Below are 26,053 nucleotides of genomic sequence, written 5' to 3' on the forward strand. Positions count from 1 at the left end.
TGTGGGCGCCGGAACGTTGCCCAGGAGGCCGGGCCTTTAGGAGGCTTGGGGCTGCTCCCGGCGGCTGACCGCGGCGATGAATGACCGAATGTAGCGGTCACCCTCGGGTGAATCGTGGGGCCGGTGCCCTCCGGCAGCGATGCGGTGCAGGGCACCGGTCTCGCGCAGGTAGCCGGCGATTTCCTCGTACAGCGGCTCCCAGCCGCCGGTGAGGACCAGGGTGGGAACACCAGGCACGATCTGCAGCGGCGCCTGCCACGGCGGTGCCTGCAGCCGCAGTCTCCTGGCCGCGCGCCTAGCCTCGGGGGTACTGGGCTCCGGCGTGTCCGCGGCGAAGGCCCGCCGCAGGAACTCACGCTCGTAGTCGTCGTCGCCAAGCTGGTGCCGGACTTCGAACAGCGGCTCCATCAGGGCACGGTGCGCGGCGGTGGCCGGCAATTCAGCGGTAAGCGACAGGCATGCCGGCTCGACGAGCGTCAGCGAGAAGACAAGGTCAGGGCGTTCGACGGCGGCCATCATCGCTGCGATGGCCCCCTGCGAATGCGCCACCACGTGGCCCCCGGCGGCCCCGCGGCCGTCGTCAGCCAGGGACCGCAGCACGATGCGGGCGTCCTCGGCGAAGTCGGTTTCCAGCGGCTCTGCCTCGGCGTCAAAGCCGTGGCGCCGCAGAAACAGGGCGTCATACTGCAGGGCCATGCCGTGCTGGCGCGGCCACGCTACGGAGCCGAAGTTACCGGCACCGTGGACGAACACTACCCGCTGCTTAAACATGACCCAACCTTATGGCAGCAGTCTGACATCGGCGCCGGCCGACATGACCGTGCTCCCTATTTGCCGCCCATGAACTTGTCGAAGCCCTTGGGGAGGTTCAGCTGGGACGGATCAAAGTCGCCCGACTGCTGGCCGAAGGCGGCTCCGGTGGGCACCGCCTTGGCCCCGGCGGCCCGCCTGGCCTCGGCCTCGCGAAGCTCCTGCGCCGCCTTGGCCGGGTTGCCGGAACGCGCCTTCTTCTTGGGCGCGTTCTTGCCGCCGCCCTTCCGGGCGCCGCCTGCCCCCATCCCGGGCATCCCGGGCATTCCCGGCATGCCGCCGCCCTGGGCCATCTTCTTCATCATCTTCTGGGCCTGGGCGAAGCGCTCCAGCAGCCCGTTGACCTCGGATACGTGCACGCCGGAGCCCCGGGCGATGCGGGCCCTGCGCGATCCGTTGATGATCTTGGGGGCCACACGCTCGTGCGGGGTCATGGAGCGGACAATGGCCTCCACCCGGTCGATTTCGCGCTCGTCGAACTGCTCCAGCTGCTGCCGGATGTTCTGCGCACCGGGCATCATCATGAGCATCTTCTTCATGGAGCCCATTTTGCGGATCTGCTGCATCTGGGCGAGGAAGTCGTCGAGGGTGAAGTCCTCCTGGTCGGCGAACTTCTTCGCCATCCGGGCGGCTTCGTCCTTGTCCCAGGACTTTTCAGCCTGCTCAATGAGGGACAGGACGTCACCCATGTCCAGGATGCGCGAGGCCATCCGGTCCGGGTGGAACAGTTCGAAGTCGTCCAGGCTTTCACCGGTCGAGGCGAACATCACGGGCTTGCCGGTGACCGACGAAACGGACAGCGCGGCACCGCCGCGGGCGTCGCCGTCGAGCTTTGACAGCACGATGCCGGTGAAGTTCACGCCTTCGTCGAAGGCGGTCGCCGTGTTAACGGCGTCCTGGCCGATCATGGAGTCGATCACGAAGAGGACTTCGTTGGGCACAATGGCGCGGCGGATCTGGCGCGCCTGCTCCATCATGTCGGCGTCGACGCCGAGACGGCCGGCGGTGTCCACGATGACGACGTCGTGCAGCTTCTGGCGTGCTTCCTCGACGCCGGCCCGTGCCACGGCGACGGGATCGCCGGCCGGGTGCGCCAGTTCGGAGGTGGCGCCCGGGTGCGGAGCGAAGACGGGAGCTCCCGCGCGCTTGCCCACTACCTGCAGCTGCGTGACGGCATTGGGGCGCTGGAGGTCACAGGCGACGAGCAGGGGGCTGTGGCCCTGCGCCTTCATCCACTTGGCGAGCTTTCCGGCCAGGGTGGTCTTGCCGGCACCCTGGAGGCCGGCGAGCATGATGATGGTGGGGCCGGTCTTGGCCATCCGGATGCGCCGCGTCTCGCCGCCGAGGATCTCAACAAGTTCCTCGTTGACGATCTTCACGATCTGCTGGCTGGGATTCAGTGCCCCGGAGACCTCGGCGCCAAGCGCGCGTTCACGGACCTGCCCGGTGAACTCGCGGACCACGGGCACGGCAACATCCGCGTCCAGCAGGGCGCGCCGGATCTCGCGGACTGTGGCGTCGACATCTGCCTCGGTGAGGCGGCCCTTGCCGCGAAGGTTCTTGAAGGTTGCTGTCAACCGGTCAGAGAGTGAATTGAACACGCGCCGTGCACTTCTTTCAGTGGATGTACGAGACTCGACTATCTAGGGTATCAAGACACGCCTGCAAGGTGGCATGCTGGCAGGGTGACGAGCCAAACGACTGTGAAAACCCTGCTCATCCTCGGTGCCTCCGGCGATCTCACCGGACGGCTCCTCCTTCCCGGCCTGGCCAGGCTGGTGGCCACAGGACGTGCCGCCGGCCTGTTGCTCGTGGGGGCCGGCTCGGACCCGTGGTCACCTGAACAGTGGCAGGAACGTGTGCACACCGCCTTTGACGCTGCCGCCGAAACGGCGACGGACGCCGGCAGGGACGCGCTGGCGGCCATGGCAAAGTCCACGCAATACCACCAGGCCGACGTCACCGCGGACGGCCCGCTCGCAGAACTCCTGGCAGGCCTTGAGGGGCCCATTGCCGTCTACTTCGCCTTGCCGCCGCAGGTGAGCCAGAAGGCCTGCGAAATCCTGCGCCCGGAACAGGTCCCCGCCGGAACCCGTCTGGTCATGGAGAAGCCCTTCGGCGCCGGGGAGGAGTCGGCCCGCGAACTCAACCGGACACTCCTGTCCCTTGTCCCGGAGGACCACATCCACCGGGTGGACCATTTCCTGGGCAAGGCCACTGTCCTGAACATCCTTGGCCTGCGGTTCGCCAACAATTTCCTGGAGCCGGTCTGGAGCCGCGACCACATCGCCAAAGTGGAAATCATCTTCGACGAGGACCTGGCCCTGGAGGGCCGTGCGCGCTATTACGACGGTGCGGGCGCGCTGCGCGACATGATCCAGAGCCACCTGCTGCAGATCATGGCGCTGCTGGCCATCGAGCCGCCGGCCACCATCGGCGAGCGCGACCTCCGCGACGCCGTCGCCGCCGTCCTGCGGGCCAGCAGCATCAAGCCGCCCTACACGGACAGCACCCGGCGGGCGCGCTACCTGGCGGGACGCCTCGGCGGCAAGGACGTCCCCGATTACGCAGGGGAAGAGGGCGTGGACCCGGACCGGAACACCGAGACCCTGGCGGAGGTGCACGTGCACATCGACAACTGGCGCTGGAAGGACGTGCCTTTCATCCTTCGTTCCGGCAAGGCCCTCGGGACCAAGCGCAAGGAGGCTGTGGTCACCTTCCGGCCGGTTCCGCACCTGCCCGCCGGATTCACCGGCAGGGACACGCCCAACACGCTCCGGATCGGCTTCGGCCCGGACACCTTGGAGCTCGACGTCGACGTCAACGGCCCCGGGGACATTTTCAGCCTGGACCGCGCCGCACTCGTGGCCGAGCTCAACGCCTCCGAGCTGCTCCCGTACGGCGAAGTGCTGGAAGGCGTCCTGACCGGCGATCCCCTGCTGTCCGTCAGGGGCGACACCGCCGAGGAATGCTGGCGGATCGTGGAGCCGGTACTGGCTGCCTGGGCAGCAGGCAAGGTGCCGCTGGAGGAATACCGGGCCGGCTCAGGCGGGCCCGCGCCCAAACAGGCTTAAGCGCCCAAACAGCCTAAGCGCCCCAAGGCTTAACGCGGAGAGGGCCGGTCACCGTTGTGGTGACCGGCCCTCTCGCTGCGTTGGGCTGCTGCCGGTGCTAGATGGCGGCTACGCCGCGTTCACCCGTCCGCACCCGCACTGCTTCGAACACGTCGACCGTCCAGACCTTGCCGTCGCCGGCCCGGCCCGTGTTGGAGCTGGCGATGATGACATCCAGGATGTCGTCAGCCTGTTCGTCCGTGGCGAGCACCTCCACGCGGATCTTGGGCAGCAGGTCCACGTTGTACTCGGCGCCGCGGTAGACCTCGGTGTAGCCGCGCTGCCGGCCGTAGCCGCTGGCCGCACTGACCGTCAGGCCCTGGACCCCGTAGGCCTCCAGGCCTTCGCGGATCGATTCGAGCTTCTCCGGACGAACGATTGCTGTGATCAGTTTCATGCCCCCACGCTTTCCTTACCTGTTGCTGCTGCTGTGTTCTTGCCGTCGCTGCCTGCGGGAACAGCGTCGGTGCCGCTGGTCTGCCCGCCGGTGATCAGCTCGTGCAGGGGCTGGAAGCTGCCGCCGTGGCCGCCGACGCCGAACTCGTAGGCGGTTTCTGCGTGCAGGCTGAGGTCCACGCCCACGGCTTCCTGCTCCTGGGAGACCCGGAAGCCCATCGTCTTGTGGATGGCCACTGCGATAATCGCGGTCAGGACAGCCGAGTAGGCGATGGCGATGCCGGCTGCGGCCAGCTGGGCCCAGAGCTGGGCGAAGCCGCCGCCATAGAAGAGGCCGCCGCCGACGCCGTCGGCCGGAAGGGCGATGAAGCCGAGGGCAACGGTGCCGATGATGCCGGAGACGAGGTGGACGCCGACGACGTCCAGTGAGTCATCGAAGCCCCAGCGGAACTTGAGGCCGACAGCGAGGGCCGAGGCCACACCGGCGACAACGCCGAGTCCAAGGGCACCGACCGGGCTGACGTTTGCGCAGGCCGGGGTGATGGCGACCAGACCGGCGACCACACCGGAGGCAGCACCCAGCGAGGTGGGGTGGCCATCACGGACGCGTTCGGTGACCAGCCAGCCGAGCATGGCCGCAGCCGGAGCAGCCAGGGTGTTGACCCAGATCAGGCCGCCCTGTTCCGCGGTGGTGGCGGCGCCGCCGTTGAAGCCAAACCAGCCGAACCACAGAATGGCCGCGCCGAGCATGACGAAGGGGATGTTGTGCGGGCGGTGGTTCGGGTCCTTGCCGAAGCCCTTGCGGTTGCCGATGATGAGGACCAGGATCAGCGCGGCCACACCGGCGTTGATGTGTACCACGGTGCCGCCGGCGAAGTCGATCGCGGGGCCGAGAGCCTTGCCGATGGCGCCCTCGGGTCCGAAGAGGCCGCCGCCCCAGACCATGTAGGCGAGGGGGCAGTACACCAGCGTGACCCAGACGGGCACGAAGACGCTCCAGGCGCCGAACTTGGCGCGGTCCGCGATGGCGCCGCTGATGAGGGCGACAGTGATGATTGCGAAGGTGGCCGCGTAGCCGACCTTGATGAGGCCGTCAGGGGTGGTGATGCCCTCGAGGCCGAACGTGGCGAACGGGTTCCCGACAATCTGCAGGAATCCCTCGCCGGAGCTCATCGATGCGCCCCAGAGTACCCACACCACGCCGACCATGCCGATGGAGATGAAGCTCATCATCATCATGTTCAGTGCTGCCTTGGCGCGCGTCATGCCGCCGTAGAAAAATGCCAGACCTGGTGTCATGAACAGCACGAGTGCCGCCGCCACCATGAGCCATACGTGACCTGCGGTAAGTTCCATGGTGCACGTCCTCTCTTGATCGAATGCTGCGGAGTGATCCGCCTGCCCAACGCCTTTTGCGTCCTGGATCAAGTTTTGCCCCGGTGTGTTTCGCTGGCGGAGGATTTAGATTGCCGGTCTGTTACAACAACCTCCCTGACGTAAATGGTGCATATCCTGCTTGTTACGGTTATGTTTCATCGCCCCCAAACGTCCGCCGTGCCTGTTCAGCAAGGATTCGCCGCTTCATGAGCCCACTCCCCCGTAATGCCGCGGGCAAACTTCGTTTCACCGCGGTCCGCCGCGCCGACGGCGCTCCGCTGCCCCGTGACATCAAGGTGATGCTTGTCGCAGCCTTCCTGATTGCGCTGGGCTTTGGCCTGGTGGCGCCGGTGCTGCCGCAATTCGCCACCACGTTCGACGTCGGCGCGACAGCCGCCGCTGTCATCGTCAGTATCTTTGCGCTCATGCGGCTGCTGTTCGCGCCCGCCGGCGGCGCCCTTATCGGCAGGCTCGGCGAGCGTCCGGTCTACGTCGCTGGACTGCTCATCGTGGCGGCGTCCACGGCGGCCTGCGCCTTCGCCCAGAGCTACTGGCAGCTGCTGGTGTTCCGCGGGCTGGGCGGTGCCGGATCGGTCATGTTCACGGTGGCATCGATGGCGCTGGTCATCAGGCTGGCCCCGCCGGAGAGCCGCGGCCGGGTGTCCGGCGCGTACGCGTCGGCGTTCCTGATCGGCAACGTCTGCGGGCCTATCGTCGGCGGCCTGCTCGCCGGCTTCGGCCTGCGCATCCCGTTCCTGGCGTACGCCGGCGCGCTCGTCCTGGCTGCCCTGGTGGTGCAGACGCAGCTCAGCCATGTTCCCGGCTCTGCCCGCGGCCAGGCAGCGGCTTCGCCGGCCATGAAACTCGGCGAGGCCTTCGGCGACAGCGCCTACCGGGCCGCCATGCTCTCCAGCTTCGCCAACGGCTGGGCTACTTTTGGTGTCCGCATGGCCACGGTGCCGCTGTTTGCCGTTACGGCCCTGAACTCCGGGCCCGGGGCGGCGGGCTGGGCGCTGGCAGTCTTCGCCGCCGGGAATGCCCTCGCCCTGACCGTGTCGGGCCGGCTTGCCGACAGCCTGGGCAGGAAGCCGATGATGGTGGCGGGGCTCGTGGTCACGGGCGCGGCGACGGCCGGGATTGGCCTGACGCAGGGGCTGGGGTGGTTCCTGGCCGCCTCGATGCTGGCGGGAGTGGGAGCGGGAATGCTCAATCCCGCGCAACAGGCGGCGGTTGCCGATGTGATTGGCCGCGAACGTTCCGGCGGACCTGTACTGGCGGCCTACCAGATGACCTCGGACATCGGTGCCATCCTTGGGCCGGTGCTCGTCGGTTTGCTGGCCGACCGGCTGGGTTACAGCTGGGCCTTCGCAGCCACGGGCGCGGTGCTCCTGGTCGCCGCGGCAGGCTGGCTGGCCGCGCGGGAGACGGTGCACCGCGAGCCTGCAGACGCCCCTTAAACGCATGTAGGTAGCAGCAGGGGGCGTTCCCAAGACTGGGAACGCCCCCTGCTGCTACCCAGTTGGGAGAGCGACTAGTTCAGGAGGGCGTCGACGAAACCCTCGGTCTCGAACGGTGCGAGGTCATCCGCGCCCTCGCCGAGGCCGATGAGCTTCACGGGTACTCCGAGGCTCTTCTGGATGGCGACGACGATGCCGCCCTTCGCGGTTCCGTCCAGCTTGGTCAGCACGATGCCGGTGATGTTGACCACATCGGCGAAGACCCGTGCCTGGTTGAGCCCGTTCTGGCCGGTGGTGGCGTCCAGCACCAGGAGGACCTCGTCCACCTCGGCCAGCTTCTCCACGACGCGCTTGACCTTTCCGAGCTCGTCCATCAGGCCGACCTTGTTCTGCAGGCGGCCGGCGGTGTCGATCATGACGACGTCGACTTCCTGGTCGATGCCGGCCTTGACGGCCTCGTACGCCACGGACGCCGGGTCCGCGCCGTCGATATCGGATTTCACGGTGGGAACGCCCACACGCTGTCCCCAGGTGGCCAGCTGTTCTGCCGCGGCCGCGCGGAAGGTGTCCGCCGCGCCGAGGATGACGTCCTTGTCCTCCGCCACGAGCACCCGGGCCAGCTTGCCCACCGTGGTGGTCTTGCCGACGCCGTTGACGCCCACCACCATCATGACGGCCGGCCTGTCCGCGTGCCGGTCCACCCGCAGGCTCCGGTCCATGGACGGGTCCACGATCTTGATGAGCTCTTCGCGCAGCAGCGCCTTAACGTGCTCGGGGTCGCGCGTGCCCAGGACCTTCACGCGTTCGCGGAGCGCATCCACAAGCTGCATGGTCGGTTCGGTGCCAAGGTCGGCCAGGAGCAGGGTTTCCTCCACCTCATCCCAGACGTTCTCGTCGATCTTGTCGCTGGAGAGCAGCGCCAGCAGGCCCTTGCCGAGCACGTTGTTGGACTTGACCAGGCGCTCCCGGAGGCGGTTGAGCCGCCCCGCCACGGGCAGCGGCGTCTCCACGGGAATGGTTTCCAGGCCGGCCGCGTCATCCGGGACCTCGGTTTCCAGGCCTTCCAGGTCGACGGCGTCCGGCGCCTGACGGTCAGCAGGTGCAGCCGGGCGGTCCTCCAGGAGCGTTCCTCCGCCGCCGAGCGGCTCAACGGGGTCGTTGGCGTCCCGGGTGCCGAGGTATTGCGTGCGGGATTTCCGGGCCTTCATCAGCACCGGGACCAGCCCGCCGATAACTACCAGGGCAGCCAGAATGGGCAGAAGAATGGGGATAATGTCATTCACACCCCTAGCTTCTCACAAGCCACAGGTCCCTAAACGTCCGCTCCCAGCCGCTGGCTGATGACCGTGGACACGCCGTCGCCCCGCATGGTCACACCGTAGAGGGCGTCGGCCACTTCCATGGTCCGCTTCTGGTGGGTGATCACGATCAGCTGGCTGGATTCGCGGAGTTCTTCGAAGATCGTAATGAGCCGGCCCAGGTTGGTGTCATCCAGCGCCGCTTCGACCTCGTCCATGACGTAGAACGGCGAGGGCCGGGCTTTGAAGATAGCCACAAGCAGCGCCACCGCGGTGAGCGACCTTTCGCCGCCGGAGAGCAGCGACAGCCGCTTGATTTTCTTGCCCGCGGGCCTGGCTTCGACCTCGATGCCGGTGGTGAGCATGTCCGTGGGGTCGGTCAGGACCAGCTTTCCCTCCCCGCCCGGGAAGAGCCGGCCGAAGACCCGCACGAACTGGGCCGAGGTGTCCGCAAATGCCTCAGAGAAGACCTTCTGCACGCGGTCATCGACTTCCTTAATGATGTCCAGCAGGTCCTTGCGGCTGGCTTTGAGGTCCTCCAGCTGGGTGCTGAGGAACTGGTGGCGTTCCTCCAGTGCTGCGAACTCCTCCAGCGCCAGGGGGTTGACCTTGCCCAGGGATGACAGGTCACGTTCCGCCTTGCGGAGCCGCTTTTCCTGCTCCTCACGGACGAACGGCACGCCCTCCACCACGGGCTGGCCCTCGGTATCGACCGGCGCCCGCAGCGCCGCCCACTTGTCCGTGGATGCGGCGGCGGGCAGGGGCACGGGCTGGTCCGGCCCGTAGTCCGCCACGAGCTGGTCCGTCGTCAGCCCCAGTTCCTCCACCGACTTCGTTTCCAGCGCCTCGATCCGGAGCCGCTGCTGGGCACGCGCCAGCTCGTCGCGGTGCACCGAGTCGGTCAGTTCCGCCAGTTCGCGGGCCAGCGCGTCGTTGGCCGTGCGGATAGCGGAGAGTTCCCGGTCCCGCTGCTCCCGGACCTGCTCGGCAAGGTCGCGCTCCCGGCCGGCCAGCTCAACGGAAACGTCGCTGAATCGGATCAGGTGCTCCGCCGCAGCCGAGACGGCCGCCGCCCGCTTGGCCTGGATCCTTCGGCGGCGGGCCCGTTCGGCGGCCTGTTCACGCGCCCGGCGTTCCGAGGCCGCCGCGCGTTCCAGCGAGGCGGCCCGGTTGCTGATGGCCGTGAGCTGCTCCTCCCGGCTGCGCAGGGACAGCCGGGCTTCCATTTCGGCCGACCGTGCCTGGGATGCGGCCAGGGCCAGCGCGTCCCTGTGTTCCGTGGATGGTTCCTCCTCGGCGGGCGCGTCCTGGGCGGCCGCCAGCCGGGCTGTCACCGCCGTCAGCGCCTCCTGCTCGGCCACGATGTTTGCCTCCGCACGGGCCAGCGACGCTGCCAGCCGTTCGCTTTCACCGACGGCGCTGCGCAGGACCGAGTTGAGGTGGCCCAGCCGTTCGGCCACCGCTGCCAGCCGGGCATCCGATTCATGCAGGCGCTCCAGCGCGGCGTCCGCGCGTTCCTGCGCCTCGGCGCGCCTTGCCTCGGCGGCAGCCAGGGCAAAGCGGCCCTGTTCCAGCCCGGCGGTGACCGCCGTCAGGCGGGACGCGGCGTCGTCGACGGCGGCCTGCACCTCAAGCAGCGAGGGCGCCTTCGCGGAACCGCCGGTGACGGTCCAAGCGGTGAAGACGTCGCCGGCGAGCGTCACGGCGGTAAGGTCGGGACGCCCGGCGACCAGCTCGGCCGCCGTGTCATGGTCGTCGACGACGGCGGTGGCAGCGAGCAGCGTACGCACGGCCGCCGCCGTGGTTCCCGAGGCCGTTACCAGGTCCGCCGCCGGGCGGGCCCCGGCTGGCAGGGCACCGCTTCCTTTAGCGGTTTTTCCCGCGGCAGCGGGCGCTCCTGCCGGAGGTGCTGCGGCCTCGAGCAGCAGCGTGGCACGGCCGGCGTCGTCCTCCCTGAGCAGGCGCACCAGTTCTGCTGCCGTTCCGGCGTCCCGCACCACGATGGCGTCCGAAGCGCTGCCCAGTGCTGCAGCCACGGCGGCCTCATAGCCCGGTTCAACGGTCAGTGCAGTCGCCAGCGGGCCGACGGTGCCGGCCACCCCGGCATTGAGGACATGCTCAGAGCCGTCCTTGCGGTTGAGGCCCAGCTGGAGGGCCTCGTGCCGTGCCTTCAGCGCGTCCCGTTCGCGGACGGCGTCCCGCTCGGTGCTTTTCAGCGAATCAATTTCCGCCAGGATGCCGTCAAGGGCGGCGCTGGCGTCCTCGTATTCGGCATCAAGGGTTTCCTCGCCGTCCTCGACCCCCGCTACCTGCGATTCCAGCGCGGTGAACTCGGATTGGGCATGCCGGCGGCGCTCATCGCCTGCTGCCAGAGATTCGCGCAGCCTGCCCACTTCAGCCTGGGCAGATTCCACCTTTGACCGCGCCGCGCCCACCTGGCCGGCGAGCCGCGCCAAGCCCTCACGCCGGTCTGCGGCTGCGCGCAGCGCGGCAGTTAGCCGCTTCTCCTCGGCCGCGGCTGCATCCTCAGCCGCTGATTTGGCGGCGGTGGCAGCCTCCAGCGCGGCGCGCCCGGCAAGGATGTCCTGCTCCAGCTCCGCCTGCTCGCCGCGGACGCGCGCCGCCTGCCGCTCCAGCTGGTCCGGGTCCCGGCCGGGCTCCGGCGCTGGATCCGCGGATCCCAGCAGGCGGCAGCGTTCCTGGGCCAAAGATGCGAGGGAGCGCAGCCGCTCGCGTCCTGCGGACAGCTGATACCACGTGTCACGGGCGGCGTTCAGCTGCGGGGTCGCCTCCGCCGCAAGCTGTTCCAGGGAGGCCTGCCGCCGGCGGCCCCCCTCAAGTTCGGTTTCGACGACGGCGCGCCGTGCCTTGAGCGCGGACTCGTCGGCGATGTCCTGCGCAAGGGTGTTCTGGAGCTGGACCAGGTCATCTGCCAGCAGCCTGGCGCGGGCATCGCGGACCTCGAACTGGACAGTCTGCGCACGCCGTGCCACCGCTGCCTGCTTGCCGAGCGGTGTAAGTTGCCGGCGGATTTCCCCGGTCAGGTCGCTGAGCCGCTGCAGGTTGGCCTGCATCGCCTCCAGCTTGCGGACGGTCTTCTCCTTGCGCCGCCGGTGTTTGAGGATGCCGGCGGCTTCTTCGATGAAGCCCCTGCGGTCCTCGGGAGTGGCGTGCAGGACGCGGTCCAGCTGCCCCTGCCCCACGATGACGTGCATTTCGCGGCCGAGCCCGGAGTCGGAGAGCAGTTCCTGGATGTCCAGGAGCCGGCACGCCGAGCCGTTGATGGCGTACTCCGAACCGCCGGTGCGGAAGAGCGTGCGCGAGATGGTGACTTCGCTGTACTCGATCGGCAGGGCGCCGTCGGCGTTGTCGATGGTGAGCGCGACGTGCGCGCGGCCCAGGGGCGGGCGGCCGGACGTGCCGGCAAAGATGACGTCCTCCATCTTGCCGCCGCGGAGGGTTTTGGCGCCCTGCTCCCCCATGACCCACGCCAGGGCGTCCACGACGTTGGACTTGCCCGAGCCGTTGGGCCCGACGACTGCCGTGACGCCAGGCTCGAAGTCGAACGTCGTGGCCGACGCAAACGACTTGAAGCCCCGGACGGTCAGACTTTTGAGGTGCAAGGTTTTCAGATCTCCATAGGTGGCTGCAGCGGGTGCTGGTCCTCCACCAAATCTAGTGGCTAACGGGCAGGAATCCCCGGATTTGCGGCGTTCCGGGCCTTCCCAACCAAGGTGTCCATGGTCACCAGCGGCCGTTGCGGGGCCGCGGCTGGCATAAGGGGCAAGTGTAGGAGGAACGGTTCATGAACTGCTCGCGCCTCATGATGCTGACGATCCCGGCGGCAGCACAGCGCCGGCATTCCTGCCCCTCCCTGCCGTAGGCATTGAGGGACCGCTCAAAGTAACCGGACGCGCCGTTGACGTTGACGTACAAGGAATCGAAGCTCGTACCGCCGGCAGCCAGGGCATCGGCCATCACGTCGCGGGCAGCGGCGAGGAGGCGTTCGGCTTCAGCCCGACGGAGAGTGTCGGTGGGCCGCGCATAATGCAGTTTTGCCCGCCACAGGGCCTCGTCAGCGTAGATGTTGCCGATCCCGGACACGAGCCCCTGGTCCAGCAGCGCGCGTTTCAGCCCGGTCTTCCGCTTCCGGAGGCGCCGGTAGAAGGTGTCAAAGGAAAAATGCGGGTCCAGGGGGTCACGCGCGATGTGCGAGGCTTCCTCCGCAATGACCGGCACCGGGTCCTCCGCAGTCCCGCCGGGTCCGCCGTCGTCCGTGGGAACAAGGGCGGTGATGAACAGGCCGCCGAAGATCCGCTGGTCCACGAACCGCAACTGCTCGGGCATGGCTTCCTCCGGACTCAGCCGCAGGCGGACCTTCAGGTGTTTCTCGTCCGGAACGGAGCTGTCCTGCATCAGGAGCTGGCCGCTCATGCCGAGGTGGGCCATCAGCGCGACGCCGGGCAGCCCCGAACCGCCGCTACCGGTGCTGCCACGGGACACACCGTCTTCCTGCAGCGGCATCCAGAGGAACTTGCCCCGGCGGACGACATCGAGGATTTTGGCTCCCTCAAGGTTTCCCGCGAAATCCTCGGGCCCCAGCGCGTGCCGGCGCACGGATCTCGGGTCCACAACGTCGACGCCGGTGACGGTCCGGCCGCGGACCCAGTTGACCAGGCCGCGCCGGACCACCTCCACTTCGGGAAGTTCAGGCACCGGCGCTTAGCTGCCCGCGGCGGTATCCGACGGAGCCGCCGCTGCGTCTGCCGGTGCAGGCTCCGCGTCGGCGACCTTGACTGCCGCGCCCGAAAGCTTCCGCCAGGCGTCCGCGGCAGCTTCCTGCTCGGCTTCCTTCTTGGAGTGGCCGGAGCCTGTGCCGTAGGCGGTTCCGCCGATCTGAAGTTGGGCGACGAAGGTGCGCGCGTGGTCCGGGCCGGAGCCCTCAACGGCGTAGTAGATGCTGCCCAGCTGACGGCCCGCGGCCAGCTCCTGGATGCTGGTTTTCCAGTCCGTGCCGGCACCGAGCGCCGCGGCGTCCTTCAGGAGCGGACCAATGAGGCGCATCACCAGCTGGCGGGCGGTCTCGATGTCGTTGGACACGTAGGTAGCGCCAATGAGGGCTTCCATGGTGTCAGCCAGAATCGAGGCCTTGTTCTTGCCTTCGGTGAGCTTCTCCCCCTGGCCAAGGTAGATGTAGTCCCCGATGCCCAGGCTGCGGCCGATGCCGGCGAGGGCCCGGGTGCTCACCACGGCCGACCGGCGCTTGGCCAGGTCGCCCTCGGGGAGCGTCGGGTTGTCGCGGTACAGCGCATCGGTGACGGAGAAGCCCAGGATGGAGTCACCCAGGAACTCAAGGCGCTCGTTGGTGGGTATGCCGCCGTTTTCGTAGGCGTACGAACGGTGTGTCAGAGCAAGACGAAGCGTCCCGGCGTCAATGAAGACACCGAGACGCTTCAGAAGCTCTTCAGTTGAAGACATCCTGATCGACTTGTAGGCCGATTAGACGTCCGCGACCTTGCGGCCCTTGTACTCAAGGAACAGCGCAGTGCCAGCCGAGTCGGTGACGACCTTTGCCTGGTGCGGCAGGCTGTAGGTGACCTGGCCGTTCTCGACGGTCTTCACCAGGTGGGGGGCAGTTGCCTTCCACTGGGAACGACGGGCGCGGGTATTCGAGCGAGACATTTTCCGCTTGGGAACAGCCACGGCTAACTCATTTCTCTCTAGAAAAACACTTACAAATCAATTTTGCCGGTCAGGCTTAGCCAGATCAGCTAGGGCAGCCCAGCGAGGATCTACGACCTCGTGGTGGTGCCCCGGCTCGTCTTCCAGGCGCGCTCCGCATTCGGAACACAGACCCTGGCAGTCTTCCCGGCACACCGGCTGGAACGGCAGCGCGGTCACGACTGCGTCCCGCAACACCGGCTCAAGATCGATCAGATCGTGCTCGACTCGACGTTGCTCTTCATCGTCTTCCCCGTCGGAAAGCAGTACGCCTTCGTAGAGGAAAAGTTCTTGCACATTGACCTCAAGGTCATACGCAAGGGGATCCAGGCATCGGCCGCACTCACCGTTTACTTCGGTAAGGGCGGTTCCTGATACCAGAATTCCTTCGTGTACGGCCTCAAGCTTCAGGTCGAGCTCGATATCCGAGCCTTCCTGAACGCCAATGAGCGCCACGCCGAGATCTTTCGGCGCGGGTAGATGTTCCGTCAGTGTACGCATGCTCCCCGGGCTGCGCCCGAGGTCCTTGACATCTAACATCAAGGGCGAACTTGCATCTCGCTTAATGAGAACTCCTGTTGAACATATGACCGACGTACCATCTTAGCCTGAACTCCCTGACGGACTCAAACCGGATGCCACGCCGGGGCACGCGGCCGGCGTGCACCGGAAACGTACCGGACAAGCCTACCCCCTTCAGGGCTGGCGGGCCTAAGGCGCGCCGCCAGCCAGAAGCCGTTTCAGCACGGACCTGGGAACGTACTCGGAGACGCTGCCGCCCAGGCTGGCAACTTCCTTGATCAGGGTTGATGACAGGTGAAGGTAGTGCGCCTCTGCCGGAAGGAACACGGTCTCCACCCCGCTCAGCTGGCGGTTCATCGTCGCCATGGGAAGCTCGTAGTCAAAGTCCGACGACGACCGCAGCCCCTTCACGATGGCGGACACCCCGCGCTGCCGGCAGTACTCCGCCAGGAGTCCCTCCCCGACGGGTTCCACGACGATGCCGCGCAGGGAGGCCAGTGTCTCCCTGGCCATCTCAATCCGTTCCTCCAGCGGAAACCGGTACTTCTTGGCGTAGTTGGTGGACACGGCGACTATCACTTCATCAAACAGGCTCGCGGCTCTGGCGATGACCTCGAGGTGTCCATTGTGGATGGGGTCGAAGGAGCCTGGGCATACGGCGCGTCTCATGCTCCGAACCTACCGTATCCGCAGGCCGGGATACCATGACTGGGGCACGGCCGCGAACGCGCCCGCGGCTGAAAAGAGTGCCGAACAGACAGGCAGGAAACCAATGACAGAAACCCTTCCGGCTCCCTGGCAGCGTGCGGCCACCGGAGCGAACCTGCTGGCGGGGAACGGCACTTTGGGTGTGACCATCTTCGAGGAGATGACCACGCTCGCCATGCAGACCGGTGCCATCAACCTGGGGCAGGGATTTCCTGACGAGGACGGCCCCGCGGAGATCAAGGCGGCCGCCCAGGCCGCGATTGCCGAGGGCTCCAACCAGTACGCGCCCGGCAAGGGGGTCCCCCAGCTCCGGAAGGCCGTGTCCGCACACCAGAAGAGGTTCTACGGGCTGGAGCCGGACCCGGACACTGAAATTATCGTCACCACCGGAGCCACCGAGGCAATTGCCGCGTCACTGCTGGCCTTCGTCGGCCCCGGCGATGAGGTCCTGACCTTCGAGCCGTTTTACGACTCCTACGGTGCGATCATCGGGCTCTCCGGCGCCACGCATGTCACGGCCCCGCTGCTGGCCCCCGATTTCCTGCCCGACTCCGCAGCCCTGGAGGCGGCGTTCACCGACCGCACCAAAGTCGTGCTGCTGAACAACCCGCACAACCCGACCGGTGCGGTCTTCCCGCGCGAGGTGCTTCAGCGCGTCGTCGACCTAGCCCGGAAGCATGACGCGATCATCATCACGGACGAGGTTTACGAGCACCTCACGTTCGGCGTCACCCACATTCCGGTGGCCACGCTGCCGGGGGCCGCCGACAGGACGGTCACCATTTCCTCGGCAGGCAAGACGTTCTCGTTTACGGGCTGGAAGGTCGGGTGGCTGAGCGGCCCTGAGCACCTCGTAGCGGCGGTCCGTACCGTGAAGCAGTTCCTCACCTACAGTTCCGGCACCCCGTTCCAGAGTGCCATCGCCACCGGCCTGGCCCTGCCCGACGAATTCTACCAGGGCATCTCCGCCACGCTGCGGAAAAAGCGCGACATCCTGAGTGAGGGGCTGCGCGCGGCCGGACTGGAGGTGTTCACCCCCGACGGCACCTACTTCGTCAACGTGGACACCTCCCCGCTGGGCATCCGCGACTCGGTGGACCTGGCCCGCCGCCTGCCCGCGCTAGTGGGAGTGGCGGCCATTCCGGTGCCCGTGTTCTGCCACCCCGAGGGCGCGGAGCGGACGCGCAGCCTGCTGCGGTTCGCGTTCTGCAAGCGCGACGAAGTCCTCGAGGAGGCCGCCGCGCGGCTGGCGACCCTCCGGGACAGGCTCTGACCATGCCCGGCGGAGCCCGGGCATCGCGCTTTCTGCGCGCCACCGGCCAGCACGCCGTCATCGAACCGGATACCTACACTGACGGGGGTTTCGTGCTCAGCATCGGCGGCGCCGAGCAGTCCCACGTGGACCTGGCCGACCCCGAGGACATCTTCTACGAATACCTGCGCCGTGTCGGGCACGTCGTGGACCTCGCCGCTCCGTGGGGTGAACCCATCCGTGCCCTGCATCTGGGGGCCGGGGCGCTGACCCTGGCACGGTACATCCAGGCGACCCGCCCCGGCTCCGTCCAATACGCCGTGGAACTGGAACGGGAGCTGCTGGACTTCGTGCTGGAGCGGCTGCCGCTGCCGGACGGAACCGACCTCCACACGGTCATCGGCGACGCCCGCGCCGCCCTGGCCGAGCTGCCGCCGGACCTGCGTTTCGACGTTGTCATCCTGGACATCTTCTCCGGGCCGGAGGCACCGGAACACATCGCCTGCACCGGGTTCTACCAGGAGGCCGCGGCCCTTCTCTCGGAGCGGGGCGTGTTGATTGTGAATGTGGGCGACGAGCCGGGCCTGACGCTCGTCCGGAGCCAGGTGGCTGCGCTGCGCAGGGCCATGACCGACGTCGCAGCCTGCGCCGAGGCGGGCATGTTCGCGGGCAAGTATCCCGGGAACATCATCCTTGCCGGCACCCGCAGGCCGTGGCCGCCCGAGTGGACCGCCGCCCTGACAGCCCGCGGCCCCCATCCGGCCAAAGTCCTGGCCGGTGTGGAACTGGACGGGTTGTCCGACTAGGAGCTAGTCCTCGGCCTCCAGCGCGAGGTCCACATCCTGGCCGCTGGACGGTTCGGCGTACCACAGCCGTGTCTCGCCGTACTTCTTCTCGGCAAAGCGCTCCAGGCCTCCGGGCCACCCCGGTTCGGTAGAGCGCGACGACCGTTCGACCACTACCACCGCCCCGTCGCTGAGGTGCGGGGCAAGCTTTTGCAGGACGGACGCCAGCGCGGGCTCGTCGAGGGGGTAAGGCGGGTCCAGGAACGCGACGTCCCATGCGGTGTCCGCGGCCGTCCGCTCGAGGAAGGATTCCACTTTGGAGCGGTGCACCGTGACGGCCTTGCGGCCCAGGACTCCGTTGATGAGGTCCGCGTTCCGCTGGCACACGGCGCTGGCCTTCGCGTCGAACTCCACGAGATCGACCGTTTCCGCCCCTCTGCTGGCGCTCTCGACCCCCAGCGCACCGGATCCCGCGTAGAGGTCCAGGACGCGGGCGCCGCCGAGCACGTTAAACGCGTCCAGCCGGGAAAACAGCGCCTCCTTGACCCGGTCCGTGGTGGGCCGCGTCATTGAACCTGGCACGTTGGCCAGCGGGGTTCCGCCCGCGGCGCCGGCAACGATCCTGCTCATGCGCCGGCCCCCGCGCTGTCCCCTGCCTGCGGCAGTGCGGGTGGCAGGGTCATCGTGCTAGCCGCGTTCAAGGAACGCCTCCTTCTCGGGGTTCAGGTACTCGTCAATGGCCTCTGCAAGTGCCGCCTGGCCGGCCAGCGCAGGGTCTGTGCCCACAATCTTCTGGGCGTCCTGCCGGGCCCGGGCAATGATGTCCTCGTGCTCCAGGACACGGAGCAACTTCAGCGTGGACCGGCCCCCGGACTGCGAGGCGCCGAGGATGTCGCCCTCGCGGCGCAGCTTCAGGTCCTCCTGGGAAAGCTCGAAGCCGTCGGTGGTGGCGGCGACGGCGTCCAGCCGGCGCCGGCTCGGGTGCCCCGGTTCGAGGGTGGTCACGAGCAGGCACGTGCCCGGCAGCCCTCCCCGGCCCACGCGCCCGCGGAGCTGGTGAAGCTGGGAGATGCCGAAGCGGTCCGCGTCCAGGATGACCATCAGGGTGGCGTTATGCACGTCCACGCCCACCTCGATGACGGTGGTGGATACCAGCAGCTTGGTCTTGTTGGCCGTGAAGGAGGCCATGGTCTCCGACTTCAGCACCGGGTCCTGGCGCCCGTGGAGTGGCGCCAGCGCCACTCCGGCCAAGGCCGGTTCCTCCCTGAGGTGTTCGACGACGGCGGTCACGGAGGCCAGTTCGCGCGCGGCTCCGTCTCCCTCCAGTTCCCCGGGGTCGGGTTCCGCTTCACCGGGAGTGAAGTCGCCGTCGTCGTCCGCCCCGATCTTGGGGCACACGACGTAGACCTGGTGGCCCGACTCGATCTCTTCGCGGGAGCGGGACCAGATGCGGCCGGCCCAGGCGGGGTTTTCCGCGAGGCCGACGACGTGCGTGGTGATGGGTGCCCGGCCGGCGGGCAGTTCGTCAAGCACGGATGTTTCAAGGTCGCCGAACACCGTCATGGCCACGGTCCTGGGGATCGGGGTGGCGGTCATGACCAGCAGGTGCGGCGGCTTGCTGGCCTTGGCACGCAGGGCATCGCGCTGTTCCACGCCGAAACGGTGCTGCTCATCCACCACGATGAGGCCCAGGTCAAAGAAGGTGACGTTGTCGCTCAACAGCGCGTGGGTGCCGATGACGATCCCGGCAGTGCCGGACGCGGCGTCGAGCAGCGCCTGCTTGCGCGCGGCAGTCGGCATGGAGCCGGTAAGCAGGCTGACCTGCACCGAATGGTCGCCCAGCCCGCCCAGGAGCCCGTCGCGGGACAGCTCGCCAAGTGTCCGCCGGATGGAATCGAAGTGCTGTGCCGCCAACACTTCCGTGGGCGCCAGCAGCGCTGCCTGTCCCCCGGCGTCGACCACCTGGAGCATGGCCCGCAGCGCCACGATGGTTTTTCCGGAGCCTACCTCGCCCTGCAGCAGCCTGTTCATGGGCCAGTCCTGCGACAGCTCCTCCGAGAGGGTCTTGCCGACGGCGGACTGGCCCGCGGTCAGGGTGAACGGCAGCTGGCGGTCGAAGGCCGCGAGCAGCCCCTCCGGCACGGGACGCCGGGCGGTGGCCTCCTCGGAAGCGAGCTGGGCCCGGCGCCGGGCCAGAGCCGACTGGAGGACCAGGGCTTCCTGATAGCGGAACCGGTCCCTGGCATTGCGCCAGTCCTGCGCGGTCTCCGGGGCGTGGATGAGCCGGTAAGCCTCCGGCACCGGAAGGAATTTTTCCCGCGCTGATATGGCCGCCGGCAACGGGTCCGGCAAGGCGTCCAGGTCCGCGGTTTCCAGCAGGGCTTTCACGACCTTCTGGATGGACCAGCTGGTAAGGCCTGCGGTGGCCGGGTAGATCGGGATGGGCATGGCCGCGAGCTTTTCAGGGTCCATGTCCGGGACATCCGGGTCCTTGTCCAGCAGTTGGTAGTTCGGGTTGGTCAGCCCCAGTGAACCCTGGTAGCGCGTCACCTTCCCGGAGAACATGGCCCGCCGGCCGGGATGCAGCTCGGCCCTGGCGAGACGGCCGTTGAAGAAACTGATTTTCAGTGTGCCCGTGCCGGCGTCATCGGTAACGACGACGTCGGTGATGGAGCCTTTCCGCGCGCGCATCTGCCGGGTGCTGTTGGAGACGACGCGGGCGATCAGTGTCGCTTCCTCATCGAACGGAAGTTCGCTGATGCGCGTCAGCTCACCGCGGTTGAGGTAGCGGCGCGGGAAGTGGTTCAGCAGGCCGCCGACGGTGGTGATGCCAAGGTGCTTCTCGATGGCCGCCGCGGAGCGCTTGCCGACCCGGCGCTCCAGGCCGAGTTCCAGTTCGGCGTTCATCGTCCTTCGGCGCCCACTTCTCCCGACGGGTCCCGGGGCAGGGCGAGCTCGCTGACGGAGACGTCCGCCGGATTGCCCAGCGACCTGATCACGCCAAGGGCCGGAGCGGGGTCAGGGACGTGCACGTGGACACGCCACCGGTACCGGCCCTCGGCATCGGCGGAAGGGCCAGCCTGGCTCATGATGACGGAGTCGCCGAGTTCATCCAGGCGCTGCCTGAGGGTGGCGGCGTCCAGCGGGGACAGGCTGATGGTGCACATGACCTCCACGCCGTCGTCGTCCGGCATGCCGGTGTGGATGTGGGGGTCCTGGAGGTCGTACCCGTGCAGGCCGTCCAAAAGCTCGCTGCGGAGTTCCTCGCCGAGCACCGCCGAGCGGAGGCAATCCAAGATCAACAGCATTCCCACGCCGCCGGCGTCCACCACGTGCGCGGCCTGCAGGGCATCAAGCTGCCCCTCCGTGCGGACCACGGCCTCGAGGGCAGCCGCCACGGCCGCATCCAGGACCAGGCCCAGGGCATGGTTGCTGTCGTTGCCGTTCTGGCCGGCGTCGACGGCGGCCGCGGCCCGCCCCGCCGCCTCCATCACGGACAGCATGGTGCCGGGAACGGGGTCGCTGAGCGCTGACCAGGCCCTGATCTGCGCCCGGTTGAGGGCAGCTGCGAGGAGCGAGGAGGTGAGCCTGGCGTGTCCGGCCAGCGGTTCGGCCGCTGCGCAGAGGAAGACGGAGAACAGCGTGCCTGAGTTCCCCTTGGCCTGCTCCATGGCCGCCTGCCCGGCATGCGCCAGAACGGCGCCCACGTCATTGAGCTGTGCCGGGTGCCCGGCCTGCTCCGGCACCTGCATCTGCATCTGCATGGGGCCTGCGTCTGCGGGGACGGCGTCCTGGAGCGCCCGGTGGGCGGCGCGGACCGTGAGGTAGAGGTTGGTACCGGTATCGCCGTCGGCTACCGGGAAGATATTGATGGCGTTCAGGCGGTCGCTGTGGTTGCCCAGTGCGGTTTCGGCCTTGCCCAACCACCGCTTCATCGCTTGCGCGTTCGCGGCAACCTTAGTCTGCAAAGTGATCCCATCCCACGGAGTCAGCGGGCCGTCCCGCGATCGTCACGCCGGGCGCCTTGTCGGCGCCGCAGGCTTGTACTGAGCCTATCCCAGTAAAGCCGGGCGGCACCTGCATGCCCGCCGGGAATGTGGCCAGGAGCCCGTGGTCTTCCCCGCCGCCGAGTACCCACGCGCGCGGGTCGGCACCCAGGAGGGTGGCCGCGGGGCGGAGGGGCTCGGCGAGCTGGCCAAGGTGCCCGGGATCCAAGTCCAGCACAGCGTGGCTGGCCACCGCCATCCTGGTTCCGTCCCGCACCAGGCCGTCGGAAATGTCCATCATCGCTGTGGCTCCGGACATGCGTGCCAGCGGCCCGGCCTCCAGGGGCGGCTCCGGCCGGCACTGAAGCTCAAGGAAGGACAGCAGGCCCGGTGAAAGGGAACCCACCTGATGGGCGGACTCCAGCAGTGCCAGCCCGGCGGCAGCCCAGCCTGCCCGCCCGGCGATGGCCACGGTATCGCCTGCCTGGGCGCCGGACCGGAGTACCGGCTTGCCACCGTCGAGCGTGCCGAGGACCGCGACGGTGACGGACAGTTCGCGGCCGCGGCCAAGGTCGCCGCCCGCGACAGAACAGGCACGCGCGCCCAGCTTGCTGATGGCGGCCGTGAGGCCGTCCGCCAGGTCCTCCACCCATCCGACCGGCGTGCGAGGCGGCAGGGTCAGGCTCACCACCATGGACGTTGCCGAGGCACCCATGGCGTTGATGTCGCTCAGGTTCTGCGCCGCGGCCTTCCACCCGACGTCATATCCGGTGGTCCGGTAGCCGTTGCGCCACTCAAGCCGAAAATCCTGGTCCTGGACCTGGGTGTCGATGCTGATGACCGTTCTGCCGTCCGGAACAGCAATAATGGCGGCGTCATCGCCCGGTCCAAGGAGCACGGCGGCACTGTGCAAGGCATTGAGTTCCAGGCGCGGGAAGATCCGTACCAGAAGCTCCGCTTCGGACAGCTGGGCGACAGTCAATGGTGTTTGGGGCACGCCACTACGCTACCGCCACGGACGGACATTCTTTGGCTGGCCGGGTTTCCGGGCCCGGCCAGCACGAAGTGCGGGCGTCATTCGGCGGTCAGTCCGGCTCTGCGCGGAACGATAGGCTTGAAGGATGCAATACCCGCCTGCCGAGAACCCTGTCCAGAAACCCATCCGCAGGCTGACAGTGGCCGTGGGCACCGCGCTGACTGGACTGGTGCTGGGCGGCTGTTCACCCGCCGTCGATGTTGCCCCCGCCGCCGACGCAGCCAATCCGGCCTGCGCCCCGATGATGGTGGCCCTTCCGGATGCGATCGGCGAGGCCCGCCTGCGGAAGACGAACAGTCAGGCCACCGCCGCCTGGGGCGACCCCTCGCAGGTGGTCCTGCGGTGCGGCGTCAACGTCCCCGGACCCACCACGGACCGCTGCGTCAGCGTCAACGACGTCGACTGGGTCATCAAGGAGGGCAGCCCCGTGTGGACGCTGACCACCTACGGCCGGGAACCCGCCACGGAAATCCTGATGGATCCGGACAAGATCAGCTCGGCCACCGTCCTGGCTGACCTGTCCGCCGCAGCCGCAAAGATCAAGGCCAGCCGCAACTGCGTGGGCCAGGAGGATCTGCAGGACCTGCCCACCAGCAAGTAGCGGGCCAGGTCCCACATGTCAGCGCAGGCCGGTCTTGCGGGTCAGCGCCAGGTAGATCAGCTCGTCGATCAGTTCCGGATAGCTCAGTCCGGTGGCCGCCCACATTTGCGGGTACATGCTCTTCGGCGTGAATCCGGGCATCGTGTTGATCTCGTTGATGATCAGGTCGCCGTCCGGAGTGTAGAAGAAGTCGACCCGGCTCAGGCCCTCCGCTCCCACAGAGTCGAACGCCGCTGCAGCGAGCTCGCGGACGCGGGCAATCGCTTCCTCGGGCATGTCCGCGGGGCAGCTCAGGGCGGCCGCGTCATCCACGTACTTGGCCTGGAAGTCGTAGAACTCGTGCCCGCCGCCGGCCACGGAGATCTCGCCGGGCAGGGACGTGCGCGGCGCATCGCCACCGCGGCCCTCGAGCACGGCGCATTCGATTTCCCGGCCCACGATGCCGGCCTCGATCACCAGCTTCGGATCATGTTCGCGGGCCGCCTCTATCGCGGCGTCCAGGCCGTCAAGCGAGTCAACTTTGGAGATCCCCATCGAGGATCCGGCGCGGGCGGGCTTGACGAACACCGGGAAGCCCAGCAGGTCAACCTGCTTGCGGACAGACTCGGGGTCGTTGCGCCACTGCCTGTCGGTCACGGCGATGTACGGGCCCACCTTCAGGCCGGCGGCCTCGAAGACCACCTTCATGAAATGCTTGTCCATGCCCACCGCCGAGGCGAGCACGCCGGCACCGACGTAGCGGGTGTCGGAGAGTTCCAGAAGCCCCTGGATGGTGCCGTCCTCGCCGAACGGCCCATGCAGCAGCGGGAACACCACATCCACGGATCCAAGTTCCTGCGGCACCTCGTTGGGAGCCGTCACGATGAGCTGGTGCTCCCCCCCGATCTCCGTGATGCTCACTGTCCTAGCCGACGGGGCGACCTCCGGAAGCGAGGTTGCGGACAGCGACCACTGTGCCGTGTCCCCCGGCGGGAGGACCCACTGGCCGGACTTGGCAATACCGATGGGAACGACGTCGTACTTGTTCCGGTCGATGGCCCCCAGCACTCCGGCAGCAGTTACGCAACTGACGGCGTGCTCGCTGGAGCGGCCGCCAAAGAGGACGGCCACCCGCGGCTTGGGCTGGCTACCGCCGTGGGCGGCCTTGGTCTGGCTGGTGTTGTCCGCTGCGGTCAAGTTTTCTTCCGACACTGTCAGTAATCGCCTTCGGCTTTAAGTTCCCGGGACAGCAGCAGCGGCCCGAGTTGGTCAACGGACAATTTTCCGGCGAGGACCGCGACGACGGCCGCCGTGATGGGCATCTCGACGCCGAGCTTGCCGGCCAGTTCGTGGACGGCCTGGCCGGATTTGATGCCTTCGGCGGTCTGGGTCATTTTCTGCGCGACCTCGTCCAGCGTCAGGCCCTGTCCCAGCAGGCGGCCGGCAGTGTGGTTCCGGGACAGCGGTGACGAGCACGTGGCCACCAGGTCCCCAAGCCCGGCCAGGCCCGCCATGGTGTGGGCCTTCCCGCCGAGCGCCAGGGCCAGCCGGGAGGTTTCGGCCAGGCCGCGGGTAATGACGGACGCCTTGGTGTTGTCCCCCATCTGCTTTCCCTCGCAGATGCCCACGGCCAGTGCGATGACGTTCTTGACGATGCCGCCGATCTCCACACCCACGATGTCCGAGGTGGTGTAGGGGCGGAAGTATGGCGCCGTGCAGCTTCTCGCGATCCAGCCGGCGACGGCCGAGTCGGGACAGGCGACCACCGAGGCTGTGGGCTCCTCCCGGGCGATCTCCATCGCCAGGTTGGGGCCGGAGACGACGGCGATTCGGTCGGCCGGGATGTCCAGTTCCTCAGCGATCACCTCGCTCATCCGGACGTCGGTGCCCAACTCAAGGCCTTTCATCAGGGACACCACGAGGGCGTCGGGCCCGATCAGGGGCTTCCACTTGCGCAGCTGGAGGCGAAGGGACTGCGCCGGTACGGCAAGGACAACCAGGTCGGCTCCGGACAGCGCGTCCGCCACGTCGGTGGAGGCGGAGATGCTCGGCGGCAGGTCAATGTCTGCCAGGTACTGGGGGTTGCGGTGGTTGCCGTTGATCTCGGCGACGACTTCCTCGCGGCGCCCCCAGAGCCGGATGCTGCGCTCCACGCCGGAGGCGGTGGCTGCGTCGGCCAGGATTTTCGCGAACGTGGTGCCCCACGAGCCGGCGCCCAGGACTGCCACGGATACCGCGGAGCCGGGCCGGGCGTGAACAGGCGTCACTTCCCGCCCCGCTCGACGTCGCGGCCGTGCTTCGTCTGGTTGTGGGCGGTGGGGTCCCAGCGCCGGGCCGGCGGCTGCTCCCCACGGAGTTCGGCCAGGAGACCGGTGACGGCATCCATGATGACATCCGTGGCTTCGGCCAGGGTGGCCTTGTCGCGGGACCGGCCCGCGAAGCGCGAGAGGTCGACGGGGTCGCCGATCCGGATCCTGGACGTCTTCCGCGGAAACAGGTGGAACCGCTTGGCGTAGCGGGGAAAGAGCTCGTGCGCGCCCCAGTGCGCCATCGGCACCACGGGGATGCCCGTTTCGAGAGCCAGGCGGGCGGCGCCGGTGTGGCCCTTCATCGGCCACAGATCGGGGTCGCGGGTCAGCGTACCCTCCGGGTAGATGATGATCGCTCCGCCCTCCGCCACAATCTCCTGGGCGAGCTGCAGCGAGCGGTTAGCCCCCGCCGTCGAGCGTTCCACCGGAATCTGCTTGGTGGCATGCAGTACGGCGCCCACCACCGGGACCTTGAAGAGGCCCGACTTCGCCAGGAAGTGCGGGGCGCGCTTGTTGCTGTACAGCATGTGCCCGATCACGAGGGGGTCGATCTCGGTGCAGTGGTTGGGCACGGCGATGAAGCCGCCGGCGGGAAGCTTGTCCGTGCCCTCCCATTTTTTGCTCATGATCAGGTTCAGGACCGGCCGGACAATGCCGGCGATGATCACGAACGTTGTATGGCTTTTGGCCGATTCTTTCACCG

The 26,053-nt window shown here is 67.9% G+C and carries 23 protein-coding genes; 5 read left to right on the forward strand and 18 right to left on the reverse strand.

What is annotated here, in order from left to right:
- Positions 1-36: 36 nt before the first annotated feature.
- Together ACTHQX_RS00125 and ffh are read right to left on the reverse strand one after the other, a co-directional pair.
- The gene (locus tag ACTHQX_RS00125; protein WP_236803771.1) at positions 37-771 is read right to left on the reverse strand and encodes an alpha/beta fold hydrolase; all 735 of its coding nucleotides are present in this window, start codon (positions 769-771) and stop codon (positions 37-39) included.
- 56 nt (positions 772-827) lie between these two features.
- A complete protein-coding gene (gene ffh / locus ACTHQX_RS00130; protein ID WP_440155058.1) occupies positions 828-2,411 on the reverse strand; it encodes a signal recognition particle protein in 1,584 nt (527 codons plus the stop codon).
- 84 nt (positions 2,412-2,495) lie between these two features.
- Here ffh and ACTHQX_RS00135 point away from each other — a divergent pair, with 84 nt between their 5' ends.
- On the forward strand, positions 2,496-3,884 hold the full coding sequence (locus ACTHQX_RS00135; protein WP_440155059.1) for a glucose-6-phosphate dehydrogenase: 1,389 nt from the start codon (positions 2,496-2,498) through the stop codon (positions 3,882-3,884).
- Between the two features lie 97 nt (positions 3,885-3,981).
- Here ACTHQX_RS00135 and ACTHQX_RS00140 read toward each other — a convergent pair whose 3' ends face one another.
- Positions 3,982-4,320 carry a P-II family nitrogen regulator gene (locus ACTHQX_RS00140; protein ID WP_003806050.1) on the reverse strand — a complete coding sequence of 113 codons (339 nt, stop codon included), beginning with the start codon at positions 4,318-4,320 and terminating at the stop codon, positions 3,982-3,984.
- Positions 4,317-5,675, reverse strand: coding sequence for an ammonium transporter (locus tag ACTHQX_RS00145; protein WP_236803777.1), 1,359 nt, complete (start codon positions 5,673-5,675; stop codon positions 4,317-4,319). The genes ACTHQX_RS00140 and ACTHQX_RS00145 overlap by 4 nt, the downstream gene beginning before the upstream one ends.
- A 227-nt stretch (positions 5,676-5,902) precedes the next feature.
- Between ACTHQX_RS00145 and ACTHQX_RS00150 the strand changes: the two genes are divergently transcribed.
- Positions 5,903-7,153, forward strand: a complete 1,251-nt coding sequence (locus ACTHQX_RS00150) for an MFS transporter (protein ID WP_440155060.1) — start codon at positions 5,903-5,905, stop codon at positions 7,151-7,153.
- Between the two features lie 74 nt (positions 7,154-7,227).
- On the opposite strand, the gene ftsY is transcribed toward ACTHQX_RS00150, so the two are convergent.
- The 7 genes from ftsY to coaD form a co-directional block, all read right to left on the reverse strand.
- Entirely contained in the window at positions 7,228-8,436 is a 1,209-nt protein-coding gene (gene ftsY / locus ACTHQX_RS00155; protein WP_440155062.1) for a signal recognition particle-docking protein FtsY, read from the reverse strand.
- Positions 8,437-8,465: 29 nt separating this feature from the next.
- Positions 8,466-12,074: a chromosome segregation protein SMC gene (gene smc, locus ACTHQX_RS00160; RefSeq protein WP_440155063.1), complete on the reverse strand. Its 3,609-nt coding sequence runs from the start codon at positions 12,072-12,074 to the stop codon at positions 8,466-8,468.
- A 121-nt stretch (positions 12,075-12,195) separates the two neighbouring features.
- Complete coding sequence (gene mutM / locus ACTHQX_RS00165; protein ID WP_440155065.1) at positions 12,196-13,167, reverse strand: bifunctional DNA-formamidopyrimidine glycosylase/DNA-(apurinic or apyrimidinic site) lyase; 972 nt, start codon at positions 13,165-13,167, stop codon at positions 12,196-12,198.
- Between the two features lie 6 nt (positions 13,168-13,173).
- Positions 13,174-13,929, reverse strand: a complete 756-nt coding sequence (rnc, locus tag ACTHQX_RS00170) for a ribonuclease III (RefSeq protein ID WP_440155066.1) — start codon at positions 13,927-13,929, stop codon at positions 13,174-13,176.
- 21 nt (positions 13,930-13,950) lie between these two features.
- A complete protein-coding gene (gene rpmF / locus ACTHQX_RS00175) occupies positions 13,951-14,154 on the reverse strand; it encodes a 50S ribosomal protein L32 (protein ID WP_009356569.1) in 204 nt (67 codons plus the stop codon).
- Between the two features lie 36 nt (positions 14,155-14,190).
- Positions 14,191-14,715: a YceD family protein gene (locus tag ACTHQX_RS00180; protein WP_236803788.1), complete on the reverse strand. Its 525-nt coding sequence runs from the start codon at positions 14,713-14,715 to the stop codon at positions 14,191-14,193.
- Between the two features lie 168 nt (positions 14,716-14,883).
- A complete protein-coding gene (gene coaD / locus ACTHQX_RS00185) occupies positions 14,884-15,363 on the reverse strand; it encodes a pantetheine-phosphate adenylyltransferase (RefSeq protein WP_236803789.1) in 480 nt (159 codons plus the stop codon).
- A gap of 103 nt (positions 15,364-15,466) precedes the next feature.
- Between coaD and ACTHQX_RS00190 the strand changes: the two genes are divergently transcribed.
- Positions 15,467-16,675, forward strand: a complete 1,209-nt coding sequence (locus ACTHQX_RS00190; protein ID WP_236803791.1) for an aminotransferase class I/II-fold pyridoxal phosphate-dependent enzyme — start codon at positions 15,467-15,469, stop codon at positions 16,673-16,675.
- A 2-nt stretch (positions 16,676-16,677) separates the two neighbouring features.
- A complete protein-coding gene (locus ACTHQX_RS00195; protein ID WP_236803793.1) occupies positions 16,678-17,460 on the forward strand; it encodes a spermidine synthase in 783 nt (260 codons plus the stop codon).
- A 3-nt stretch (positions 17,461-17,463) separates the two neighbouring features.
- Here the strand turns inward: ACTHQX_RS00195 and rsmD are convergent, their stop codons facing one another.
- From rsmD to thiL, 4 genes are read right to left on the reverse strand one after another with little or no spacing between them, the layout of a single operon-like run.
- A complete protein-coding gene (gene rsmD, locus ACTHQX_RS00200; protein WP_236803795.1) occupies positions 17,464-18,069 on the reverse strand; it encodes a 16S rRNA (guanine(966)-N(2))-methyltransferase RsmD in 606 nt (201 codons plus the stop codon).
- A 57-nt stretch (positions 18,070-18,126) separates the two neighbouring features.
- Positions 18,127-20,346 (reverse strand): ATP-dependent DNA helicase RecG, encoded by a 2,220-nt coding sequence (locus ACTHQX_RS00205; RefSeq protein WP_236803797.1) that lies wholly within the window; start codon positions 20,344-20,346, stop codon positions 18,127-18,129.
- Positions 20,343-21,374, reverse strand: a complete 1,032-nt coding sequence (locus tag ACTHQX_RS00210) for a DAK2 domain-containing protein (protein WP_236803799.1) — start codon at positions 21,372-21,374, stop codon at positions 20,343-20,345. Before ACTHQX_RS00210 ends, ACTHQX_RS00205 begins: the two co-directional genes overlap by 4 nt.
- Before the next feature lie 22 nt (positions 21,375-21,396).
- The gene (gene thiL / locus ACTHQX_RS00215) at positions 21,397-22,422 is read right to left on the reverse strand and encodes a thiamine-phosphate kinase (RefSeq protein WP_236803800.1); all 1,026 of its coding nucleotides are present in this window, start codon (positions 22,420-22,422) and stop codon (positions 21,397-21,399) included.
- 124 nt (positions 22,423-22,546) lie between these two features.
- On the opposite strand from thiL, the gene ACTHQX_RS00220 reads away from it, so the two are divergent.
- On the forward strand, positions 22,547-23,062 hold the full coding sequence (locus ACTHQX_RS00220; protein ID WP_236803802.1) for a DUF3515 family protein: 516 nt from the start codon (positions 22,547-22,549) through the stop codon (positions 23,060-23,062).
- A gap of 18 nt (positions 23,063-23,080) precedes the next feature.
- Here the strand turns inward: ACTHQX_RS00220 and ACTHQX_RS00225 are convergent, their stop codons facing one another.
- The 3 genes from ACTHQX_RS00225 to ACTHQX_RS00235 are packed head-to-tail and all read right to left on the reverse strand — an operon-like array spanning position 23,081 to position 26,051.
- Entirely contained in the window at positions 23,081-24,238 is a 1,158-nt protein-coding gene (locus tag ACTHQX_RS00225; protein WP_440155478.1) for a D-alanine--D-alanine ligase family protein, read from the reverse strand.
- Positions 24,239-24,255: 17 nt separating this feature from the next.
- Positions 24,256-25,308 carry an NAD(P)H-dependent glycerol-3-phosphate dehydrogenase gene (locus tag ACTHQX_RS00230; protein ID WP_236803804.1) on the reverse strand — a complete coding sequence of 351 codons (1,053 nt, stop codon included), beginning with the start codon at positions 25,306-25,308 and terminating at the stop codon, positions 24,256-24,258.
- Positions 25,305-26,051: a lysophospholipid acyltransferase family protein gene (locus tag ACTHQX_RS00235; RefSeq protein WP_236803806.1), complete on the reverse strand. Its 747-nt coding sequence runs from the start codon at positions 26,049-26,051 to the stop codon at positions 25,305-25,307. Before ACTHQX_RS00235 ends, ACTHQX_RS00230 begins: the two co-directional genes overlap by 4 nt.
- Between the last annotated feature and the right edge of the window lie 2 nt (positions 26,052-26,053).

The organism is Arthrobacter sp. SAFR-023 (genome assembly GCF_051965295.1).
Taxonomy (GTDB): Bacteria; Actinomycetota; Actinomycetes; order Actinomycetales; family Micrococcaceae; genus Arthrobacter.